Here is a 10,835-nt window from a genome sequence, read left to right as displayed (position 1 = left end):
TCTAACTCTTTCGCTTCTTCATTTAAAATTTTGGCAAATTCCCACGCTAGCTTTTCACGGCTTTTGTAGTGAGCATCGTATAAGGTGTCTATCATCGTCATTGGACCCGGCAACGCCCATTTAATGGGTTTGTCAGTATGGGCTCGAAGGAATTTTGCATCTTCAACAAATACGGATTTAGGGCGAGAAACTGCTCCTACCACGGTTGGCACACTGGCATCGTAACGGTTACGAATGCGGACGGTTTCACGCTTGTTAAAATCTACGCCGTCTAAATGCTCAATGAAGGTTGTTACAAAATGTTGGCGAGTCTGTTCACCATCACTCACAATATCAATGCCAGCTGCTGTTTGCTCAGCAAGTGAAACTAAAAGGGCATCTCTTTTTGCTTGTAGTAATTCACTGCCACTGAATTTCCATTCAGACCAAAGTTTTTCAGGCTCAGCAAGCCAAGCCGGTTTGGGTAAACTGCCAGCGGTAGAAGTTGGGAGAAGGATTTTGCTCATCTTTTTTTATTCCTATTTTTCACTTAACCAAGCATCTAAAATAGCTTGATATGGCTTAATAAAATGTTCTTCGGTGTATTTGCCTTGTTTGATCGCAAGCTGAGTACGCTCTTCACGGTCATATTCCACTTGGGTAGTAGAGTAATCGCCATAAGTCAAACTGGCTTTGTAAACCTGTCCTGCTACAGAGTTTGCGTTATACACTTCCGGGCGATAGATTCTTTGGAAAGCTTCCATTGTTGCAATAGTACTGATAAGTTCCAAGTTACTATAATCGTTCAGTAGATCCGTGTTTTCATCAAAATAGAACGCATAAGGTGCAACTGATTTTGGTGGCATAAAGTAACGTACTTTTAAGCCCATTTTGGCAAAGTATTCATCGGTTAATGAATAGTCATTTTGCACATATTCTACCCCTAAAATTGGGTGAACATTGGTGGTTTTGTGATAAGTGCGAGTGGTTGCCACACTTAAACAAATCACAGGTGATTTTGGGAATTTTGCTTGATATTCAGGCGAGTTTACCAAGTGTTTATAGAGCTTGCCGTGTAAATCGCCATAGCCTTCCGGTACGCTGAAACTTGGTTTATCTTTGTTGTAATCAAGTAATAGAACACTAAAGTCATAATCACGCACATAAGATGAAAAGCTGTTACCTACAATACCATCAATGGTCTTGCCTGTTTTGTGATCGATTACATAGGTTTTAAGCCATTCAAGAGCTGGGAAAAATTCGCCTTTACCTTCTACGTCAATATCTACGGACACAATGTCTAATTTCACAGAATAACGATCCGCATTTGGGTTATCCCAATTCGCTAAATCATTAAAACGGTTATTGATCATCGTAATCGTATTTTGCAAATTTTGCTTACGGTTTTCGCCGCGTGCAAGATTGGCAAAATTGGTGGTTAAGCGAGTGCTATTGGCTGGTTCATAGTTTTCATCAAATTCAATGGTGTGAACTTGGCATTTGAAATCTGTAGTCATCTTAACGTCTCCTTTGAGTTCTTATTGTTATTGAGATGACTTATTGAACCATAAATTTTTGTTGAATAAAAATGATATGTTTTGAAGTTGAATATGAATAACTTTCATATTCAACCTGCAAAATGTCAGAAAAAAATGACCGCTTGTAAAAAATGAGTATCTATAATGGGCAGGGATATTTTACACTTTAAAATAACTTACTCGCCCAGCCTAATTTTGAACCTAGCACAGTAAAGTAGTTGTAATCTTTTAAATGCAGTAGTTGTAATTTATCAGGGCTTTTTCTAACTAATACACGATCTTCAGGGCTAAAGCTCATCTTTTCCTGCCCATCACAAATCACTTCTAAATCAGGGGTATTATATTTTGCAAAGCGGAGTGAAATTTGGCTGTCGCCATCAATGACTAACGGACGTGATGAAAGCGTGTGTGGGTGCATTGGCACAAGTGCGATAGCATTCATATTCGGGGTGAGAATTGGACCGCCGGCAGAAAGTGAGTAAGCAGTTGAGCCTGTTGGGGTTGCAACAATTAAGCCGTCTGCTCGTTGCGAAAAGGCAAATTTGCCGTCAATATAAACTTCAAATTCAATAATTCGAGCGACTTGTGTTGGGTGAACCACAATTTCATTTAAGGCATTATTTAATGAAATGATTTTGCCGTTACGTTCAATATAGGCTTCAAGCAAGAAACGCTCTTCAATGACATATTCATTTTTCACTAAGCAGCTATAAAGCTGCTCAAAAGCCGTTTGAGGGGCAATATCGGTTAAAAAACCTAAATTACCACGATTAATGCCGATAAGCGGTACACGATATTTGGCTAAGGCACGAGCAATGCCTAGCATATTGCCATCACCGCCAATCACAATTACAAGTTCAGCTCGTTGCCCGATTTCATCTAGGCAATAACTTTCTGCAAGCTGTAACTGGGTAGCGACCTCTTTTTCCACTAAAATGGTGTAATCTTGATCTTTTAACCAGTTATACACTGCGAGATGTGTTTCAAAGGCACTATCGTGGCGAGGCGTGCCAACGATTGCAATAACTTCAAACGGTTTTTGTGGGTTCATTTTCTATTCCTATAAACGACTAGAGAATATGGGTTTGATACCATTGGTTAAGCAGAATACCTGTATTAACTGCCACATTTAAACCACTATTTAACGGATTGTTAAATGAAAGCTGTACAGTAGTATCTTCCATATAAGCAATCTCGCTTGCCGGAATTTCACTTAATACAAAGACCACTTTCTCTGCCAATTTCGTTTTAGTTAAAGATGGAGCTTGCTTATGGCGGGTTAGATGTACAATTTGGTAGCCGGCTTGGCGTAACTGCACTAACGCAATTTGCTTATTCTTCGTTTCTAAAGCACGCACAAACTCTAATCCACCTTCCGCTACACGAGCTGCCGCACTTGAATTTAAGCTATCTACATTTTCCGTGATGATCCCTTTCACCCCATAAAATGCACAGGTACGGATAATACCGCCAACATTTTGTGCATTATTCACGCCATCTAGCAATACTAAACAATCTTGCTTTTTCGGGACTTGTAAGTAGCCCTCTAACACGAATGATGACGATTTTTTCACTAATAAGCACATCTCGCCGTGATGTTCAGTACCGGTTACACGTTCCATTTCTTCACGATCGATAACGTGATATGCCTTTTTATTTTCGGCTAAATAGCTCATTACATCGCCTAATTTCTTCGCACCTTCAACGGTTGCCCATAAACGCACAATAGATTCAGGACGTTGTTGGAATAATGTGATACACGCATTTTCGCCATACACTTTCATTTCCTCTAAGCGGTTTTTCTTAATTTTTTCCGGTGCTCGAGGCGAAAGCGGACCTGTTTTTTTCTCTTTTGATGAGTTACCGCCTTTTACCCAAATTTGCACGCTGCCTTCACCGCTGGCTTTTCTGCCTTCGGTTGGGTAAATTGGTTCAGAGCGTTCACGTTGAAAATTGGCTTTGCGGTTATCATTTCGCTCATTTTTGCGTTCAAAGCTTCGCTCTTTGCCTTTTTCTGAAAAGCGGGAAGAACGATCGCTCGTTCTCTTTTCATCTCTAGTTTTAAAGCGAGGCTCATTATTTTCTTTAAATTTCATTTTTCATACCTAAGTTGTGGCTAAAATTAAGCTTATTATAACGAATACAATTTACAAGCGGTTAGAAAAAGCCATTTTTTTGCAAAAAATTTCACAGATTAGACCGCTTGTTGTTTCTTTATCGGGCTACTTTCTTTATAATCGGTGCTTTCTTATGTTCTTTAAAATCTGGTGGAAATATGAACCCAATGTTAAACATTGCTATTCGTGCTGCACGAAAAGCAGGCAATATTATTGCCAAAGGCTATGAGCAATCGCCTCAAGATACTCAAGTTTCTCAAAAAAATACAAATGATTATGTAACCGATATTGATAAAGCGGCTGAAGCGGCAATTATTGATGTGATCCGTAAATCTTACCCTGATCATTCTATCGTAACGGAAGAGTCAGGCGTATTAAACGGTAGCAATGAAAATGTGCAATGGGTAATTGATCCATTAGATGGCACAACTAATTTCGTAAAACGCTTACCGCATTTCTCTGTTTCAATTGCCATTCGTGAGAATGGTCGTACAACAGTAGGAGTGGTTTACGATCCTATCCGTAATGAGCTTTTCACTGCAGTGCGTGGTGAAGGAGCAAAATTAAATGAGTTCCGCTTACGCATTGATGCAGAACGCCGTGATTTAAAAGGCACTGTATTAGCAACAGGTTTCCCTTTTAAAGTGTTAAGACATCGTGAAGCACACTTAAATATGCTTGAAGCATTAATGAATAATGGTGTGGCTGATTTTCGTCGTACAGGTTCGGCAGCATTAGATTTAGCTTATGTTGCAGCCGGTCGTGTGGACGGTTTCTTTGAAATCGGCTTAAAACCGTGGGATTGTGCAGCAGGCGAATTAATCGCTCGTGAAGCAGGGGCGATTGTAACTAACTTTGTCGGCGGAACAGATTACTTAAAATCGGGCAACTTAGTGGTTGGTAATGGTCGTGTCGTAAAAGAAATTTTAAACAGTATTCTGCCAACTTTAACTGAAGAATTAAAAGCTTAATTTTATAACAATATCATTTGCTCATTTTGCGAATAAATTGTGGGAATAAATATGATGGAAAAGAAGTATCCTCTGTTAAATGAAATCAACTCTCCTGAAGACTTGCGTTTGCTCCCGACAGACAAACTGCAAGAGGTAGTTGATGAATTGCGAGCCTATTTACTGGAGTCTGTGAGCCGAACAAGTGGTCATTTAGCCTCCGGTTTAGGTGTGGTGGAGCTTACGGTTGCATTGCATTATGTTTATCAAACCCCATTTGATCAACTGATTTGGGACGTAGGACATCAGGCTTATCCACATAAAATCTTAACAGGTCGCCGTGAGCAAATGCACACCATTCGTCAAAAAGATGGCATTCATCCCTTTCCTTGGCGTGAAGAAAGCCCTTATGATGTATTAAGTGTTGGGCATTCTTCTACTTCCATTAGTGCCGGCTTAGGTATTGCGGTTGCAGCTGAAAAAGAAGATGCCGGACGTAAAACCGTTTGTGTGATTGGTGATGGAGCAATTACCGCAGGTATGGCGTTTGAAGCGTTAAATCACGCAGGTGCATTGCATACTGATATGCTAGTGATTTTAAACGATAACGAAATGTCGATTTCAGAAAATGTGGGGGCATTAAATAATCATCTTGCTCGCATCTTCTCTGGCTCGCTTTACACTTCTGTGCGTGATGGAAGCAAAAAAATTCTTGATAAAGTGCCGACCATCAAAAACTTTATGAAGAAAAGTGAAGAGCATATGAAAGGCGTTATTTTTTCGCCAGAAAGTACTTTATTTGAAGAATTAGGCTTTAACTACATTGGTCCGATTGATGGTCATAATATTGATGAATTAGTGAAAACTTTAAGCAATATGCGTGAGTTGAAAGGACCGCAATTTTTACACGTTCGCACTAAGAAAGGGAAAGGTTATAGTCCTGCGGAAAATGATCCTATCGGCTATCACGGTGTACCTAAATTTGATCTAACAATTAATGAGTTGCCTAAATCAAAAGCTCCGCCAACCTATTCCAATATTTTTGGTGATTGGCTATGTGAGATGGCAGAGCGTGATTCGAAAATTATCGGCATTACTCCAGCAATGCGTGAAGGTTCGGGGATGGTGGAGTTTTCCAAACGTTTTCCGGAACAGTATTTTGATGTGGCAATTGCCGAACAACACGCTGTTACCTTTGGTGCAGGCTTAGCAATTGCAGGTTATAAACCTGTTGTTGCTATTTATTCGAGTTTCTTACAACGAGCTTACGATCAGCTTATTCACGATGTGGCAATTCAAAACTTGCCTGTCATTTTTGCCATTGACCGAGCCGGAATTGTGGGAGCAGATGGTCAAACCCATCAAGGTGCATTTGATTTAAGCTTTATGCGTTGTATTCCAAATATGACAATTATGGCACCAAGCGATGAAAACGAAATGCGTCAAATGCTTTATACCGCTTATACAATGAATACGCCAACCGCTATTCGATACCCTAGAGGGAATGCAAAAGGTGTAGCGTTGCAACCAATGCAAGCATTAGAAGTGGGTAAAGCGAGGGTAATTCGTGAAGGCAAAAAAGTTGCAATTTTAAACTTCGGGGCATTATTAGATGAAGCAAAAATTGTGGCAGAAAAACACGATTATACGCTTGTTGATATGCGTTTTGTTAAGCCGCTTGATGAAGATTTACTCCAAAAAATGGCGGATTCACACGAGCTTTTCGTTACCCTTGAAGAAAATGCTATTCAAGGTGGAGCAGGGAGTTTTGTAAATGAATATTTGCAAAATATCGGCAAAATTAAACCGCTTGTAATGCTTGGTATTCCTGATTTCTTCGTGCCTCAATCTACTCAACCTGAAGCTTATGCCGAACTTGAGTTAGATGCGAAGGGAATTGAAGCAAAAATTCAAAAATTCTATTCTTAATCATATAAAAAATCCCCTTTAGGCAGGGGATTTTTGACATAGTTCACATTTCTGGCAAAATATTTCACATAAATCTCACAATTTATTTTACTTTACTCATACTCCTACTTACAATGACACGACTTTTTAGTATTTATACTAAAAATCTTTCTTCATTCATTTATAGATTATAGGATTTCTATTATGTTGTGGTTCTTCTTTTGCGTAGCCATACTTATTCTTGGCTATTTTACCTATGGAAAAATCATCGAAAAAATCTTCGTGATTAATCCAAATAAATTAACACCGGCTAACTCAATGAGAGATGGTGTGGACTATATGCCAATGTCGAAAACGAAAATTTGGCTTATTCAATTATTAAATATTGCCGGCACGGGTCCTATCTTTGGTCCGATTTTAGGTGCGTTATACGGACCGGTTGCAATGTTATGGATTGTTATCGGCTGTATCTTTGCCGGTGCAGTACACGACTATTTCTGTGGTATGTTAAGTATCCGTAATGGTGGTGCAACAATGCCAAACCTTGCAGGTAAGTTTTTAGGTCGTCCGGTTAAATTATTTATTAACGTAATGGAATTAGTTCTGCTTTTATTAGTAGGTGTGGTGTTCGTTGCAAGCCCGGCTCAATTATTAGCAACCATTACAATGGATGTTGCAGGTGCAACCCAAGGTGCAATGGAATTAGGTGATGTTGAAGCGGTAAAAGAAGCTGTTGCAGCAGGCGGTATTACTGTCTGGGGAATGGATAAAGCAACCGTTATCTCAGTTTGGACACTAATTATCTTCGGTTACTATATTTTAGCTACCTTATTACCTGTGGATAAAATCATCGGTCGTATCTACCCATTCTTCGGTGCATTATTGCTCTTTATGTCTGTGGGTATGGTGTATGGTTTAGTGAGTGCTCATTTAAGTGCGGCAGATCCAATTGACTTCTTCCGTACGGTAAATGCTGATGGTCAGGGCTTAACGTGGGAAAAATTCACTCAAAACTTCCAAGTGAAAGGTGATGTTCCAATTTGGCCATTACTATTCTTAACGATTTCTTGCGGTGCATTATCAGGCTTCCACGCAACACAAACGCCATTAATGGCACGTTGTGCACAAAATGAAAGCGAAGGTCGCTTCATTTTCTACGGTGCGATGATTACTGAAGGTGTAATCGCATTAGTATGGTGTATGGTAGGTCTTGCATTCTATGAAAGCCCACAAGCATTACAAGATGCCATCGCAGCAGGTTCACCGTCTAAAGTAGTATATGATAGCTCATTACACTTCTTAGGCTTTATCGGCGGTATCTTCGCGGTATTAGGTGTGGTGGTATTACCAATTACTTCAGGCGATACCGCATTCCGTGCAGCACGTTTACAATTAGCGGAAATCTTTGGTATCGAACAACGTGCATTAGTAAAACGTTTATACATTGCAATTCCACTGTTTGTTCTTGGCTTTATTGTATCGAAATTAGACTTCAGCGTATTATGGCGTTACTTCACTTGGGCAAACCAAATGACAGCAATGGTAATGTTATGGACAGCCGCAGGTTACTTATATCGCTACAACAAATTCCACTGGGTATGTTCAATCCCGGCGTGGTTCATAACAACCGTGTGTGCAACTTATTTAGCTTATAATAAAATCGGCTTTGGTTTAGATTACCAATTATCAGTGTACATCGGTTTAGCGATTACAGTAGTATGTATCATCTGCTTCTTCACATTACTTAAACCATATAATGTGCGTGATGAAGATGAGTTAGCTACCAGCTAAACTTGATTAAAAATGCAAAAATGGGGACAATAAGTCCCCATTTTTATTAGCTGTACAACTTTGTCTATGCGATTTTTTGATACTCACACTCATCTTGATTACCTTTCAGAAAGCCTTAATTTAAGCATTTCTACGCTGGTGGAAAATGCTCAAAAATATCAAGTGGAAAAAATATTAGTGGTTTCTGTTTTTGCAAAAAATTTTGAAAAAGTAACCGCCTGTGCTAATGAAAAGCCGGAAAATATTGTTTATGGTTTAGGTTTACACCCACTCTATATTCAACAACATCAACTTTCTGATTTAGATTTATTAGAAAATCGACTCAGTCAAAAAGCTCCACTCTGTACTGCAATTGGTGAAATAGGCTTAGAAAAAGCCGTGATCGAAGTTTCTTCTCCTGAACTATGGAAAAAACAGTGTGAGTTTTTAGAGGCACAACTTGCTCTTGCGAAAAAATTCCATTTGCCAGTTAATCTTCATTCACGTAAAAGCCACGATCAGTTATTTGTGTTTTTAAAAAAAGCACAACTTTCTCAAACCGGCGTGATTCACGGATTTGCAGGGAGTTATGAACAAGCAAAACGTTTTGTTGATCTCGGCTATAAAATTGGCGTGGGCGGCACAATTACTTATCAACGAGCGAACAAAACCCGTGAAGCAATCCGAAAATTACCGCTAGAAAGTTTATTGTTGGAAACTGATTCTCCTGATATGCCTGTTTTCGGTTTTCAAGGGCAGCCTAATCGACCGGAACGGCTTATTATGAGTTTTAATAGTTTGTGTGAATTGCGAAATGAGCAACCCAAAATTATCGCTGAAACCATTTGGCAGAATAGTGAGAGATTATTTTCTCACACTTGATTTAATCTTCTTTTTAGGTGTTGCCAAACCTGCAAGCCATAATTTTTATCAAAATAGGCACAAATTGTTTCTTCTTTTGCTTTTATTTCACGATCTTCACAGCAATTTACAATTTTCTGCTGATAAATGACCGCTTGTAATTCAAAATGCACTCCGGAGAGCAGATAATATCCTTGCCCTAAATCTCCTTCTATCATCGCGTATGATCCATCTGGATAGTAAGCCAATGGGCGGTAAACTGCTTTAGGTGTTTGCTCGAAGCAGCAACCACCGTGATAATAAAACGTCATTTTTTTACCTTCTGCAAGTGTTATCTCGATCATCGCTTTACTCTCGACCCCTTCATCGTATAGCTTTCCATTCGTAAACTTAGGTAAGCTACCTTTTGCAACACCATTAAATAACGAAAGTTCTCGGCTACCTTTTACACTATAGCCAAGTCCTATAAAATCCAATTCAGCACAGCCATAATAAGCTCCGGCACAGATACCGAGATAAGCTCCGCCTTGTTTAACAAAATGGCGAATTTTACGGTTGCCTTCTCCGTTTAATTTTTTGCAGTAAGGCAAATCTGCCCCACCGGGCATTACAAATAAGCAGCCATCGGATAATTTGCCTTGAATAATTTGTTCAGCATTGATAGGACAAGCTGGGCGTTGTAAATGCTGCTCTACCGCTAATAACAATGAATGAACACTAATTTCGCTGCTACCTTCATCACAATAAATATAAGCTGGTTTTACCATTTTAAATTTGCATTTACCCTAAAAGATGTATTCTTATATAATCCACGGTGAACATTTTTACTATATTTAAGGAGAAAAGTATGTTCACCACTCAATTAACTCAAACTAAACGTTGGCTAGAAGCCAATAGTACAACGACATTTTGGTTGAAAACCTTCATCGGTGCAACCTTACTTGCTATTTTTGCTCAAATTTCTGTGCCTATGTACCCAGTACCAATTACAGGACAAACACTTGCTTTAACGGTTGTTGGTTTTGCAATGGGGCGTAAAGCGGCAACGGCAGCAGTATTACTTTATCTCTTTGAAGGGGCAATTGGATTACCTGTTTTTGCCGGTGGTGCTTCAGGTTTCCATCACTTCTTTGGTCCGACAGGGGGCTACTTATTGGGTTATATCCCAACTGCCTATTTCTTAGGCTATTATAGTGATAAAGGCGTATTAAATTCTTTTTGGAAGAGCTTATTTGTTGCATTAATTGCAAGTGTGATTACTTTTGCATTCGGCTTAGCACAACTTTATTTCTTTGTACCGGAAGGCACAGTATTACAAGCCGGTTTATATCCATTTATTTTAGGTGGCGTGCTTAAGGCTCTTCTCGCAAGCATCTTAGTTAGCCCAAGCTACAAATTCTTCTCTAAACTCTAATCTTTCTAAGGCTTTGCTTAATGCAAAGCCTTTTCTATTCAACTGATTATCCTATTTTTGCCTAAAAGTGATTAAGTCGGTACAATGTTTTTAATAATAGTAAACCGATTAAGGAGAATTCATTGAATAGCACTAAATTTTACTCCCTTTATTCAGGTATCTTTTTTCTGTTTTTCGGCTATGGTTTATTTCTAAACTCAGCAGGAATTAAACTTGCCGAAATGGGGGTAACGGATATTATCATCGGTTTACTCAATGCGGCTTTCTTTATTGGAGCTGCATTAAGCACCATTTTTGC

Annotated in this window: 10 protein-coding genes and 1 pseudogene; 6 read left to right on the top strand and 5 right to left on the bottom strand. The window is 39.2% G+C overall.

From position 1 onward, the window contains the following. The 4 genes from ACJHV0_RS09110 to ACJHV0_RS09095 all read right to left on the bottom strand — a co-directional run. The coding region (locus ACJHV0_RS09110) for a uroporphyrinogen decarboxylase/cobalamine-independent methonine synthase family protein (protein ID WP_483133994.1) at window positions 1-506 on the bottom strand (506 nt) is incomplete at its 3' end. A 12-nt stretch (window positions 507-518) separates the two neighbouring features. Continuing rightward, window positions 519-1,496: a DUF1852 domain-containing protein gene (locus tag ACJHV0_RS09105; RefSeq protein WP_283386250.1), complete on the bottom strand. Its 978-nt coding sequence runs from the start codon at window positions 1,494-1,496 to the stop codon at window positions 519-521. 187 nt (window positions 1,497-1,683) lie between these two features. Next, a complete protein-coding gene (locus ACJHV0_RS09100; RefSeq protein ID WP_483133993.1) occupies window positions 1,684-2,568 on the bottom strand; it encodes an NAD(+) kinase in 885 nt (294 codons plus the stop codon). 19 nt (window positions 2,569-2,587) lie between these two features. Then, entirely contained in the window at window positions 2,588-3,613 is a 1,026-nt protein-coding gene (locus ACJHV0_RS09095) for a TrmH family RNA methyltransferase (protein WP_334228882.1), read from the bottom strand. A 179-nt stretch (window positions 3,614-3,792) separates the two neighbouring features. Here ACJHV0_RS09095 and suhB point away from each other — a divergent pair, with 179 nt between their 5' ends. The 4 genes from suhB (at window position 3,793) to ACJHV0_RS09075 (ending at window position 9,144) form a co-directional block, all read left to right on the top strand. Next, complete coding sequence (gene suhB, locus ACJHV0_RS09090) at window positions 3,793-4,605, top strand: inositol-1-monophosphatase (protein WP_483133992.1); 813 nt, start codon at window positions 3,793-3,795, stop codon at window positions 4,603-4,605. A gap of 54 nt (window positions 4,606-4,659) precedes the next feature. Further along, a complete protein-coding gene (dxs, locus tag ACJHV0_RS09085; protein WP_334234623.1) occupies window positions 4,660-6,513 on the top strand; it encodes a 1-deoxy-D-xylulose-5-phosphate synthase in 1,854 nt (617 codons plus the stop codon). A gap of 183 nt (window positions 6,514-6,696) precedes the next feature. Beyond that, window positions 6,697-8,283: a carbon starvation CstA family protein gene (locus tag ACJHV0_RS09080; RefSeq protein WP_483133991.1), complete on the top strand. Its 1,587-nt coding sequence runs from the start codon at window positions 6,697-6,699 to the stop codon at window positions 8,281-8,283. 66 nt (window positions 8,284-8,349) lie between these two features. After that, the gene (locus ACJHV0_RS09075) at window positions 8,350-9,144 is read left to right on the top strand and encodes a TatD family hydrolase (RefSeq protein ID WP_483133990.1); all 795 of its coding nucleotides are present in this window, start codon (window positions 8,350-8,352) and stop codon (window positions 9,142-9,144) included. On the opposite strand, the gene ACJHV0_RS09070 is transcribed toward ACJHV0_RS09075, so the two are convergent. Then, a complete protein-coding gene (locus ACJHV0_RS09070) occupies window positions 9,135-9,890 on the bottom strand; it encodes a BPL-N domain-containing protein (RefSeq protein WP_483133989.1) in 756 nt (251 codons plus the stop codon). The genes ACJHV0_RS09075 and ACJHV0_RS09070 overlap by 10 nt on opposite strands. Window positions 9,891-9,970: 80 nt before the next feature. Between ACJHV0_RS09070 and ACJHV0_RS09065 the strand changes: the two genes are divergently transcribed. Together ACJHV0_RS09065 and ACJHV0_RS09060 are read left to right on the top strand one after the other, a co-directional pair. Next, window positions 9,971-10,537, top strand: a complete 567-nt coding sequence (locus ACJHV0_RS09065; protein WP_025236476.1) for a biotin transporter BioY — start codon at window positions 9,971-9,973, stop codon at window positions 10,535-10,537. Between the two features lie 122 nt (window positions 10,538-10,659). Next, a pseudogene (locus ACJHV0_RS09060) lies at window positions 10,660-10,835 on the top strand (MFS transporter); the annotation flags it as partial.

Source organism: Mannheimia sp. (assembly GCF_056854775.1).
This window is presented reverse-complemented; position numbering and strand designations above follow the sequence as displayed.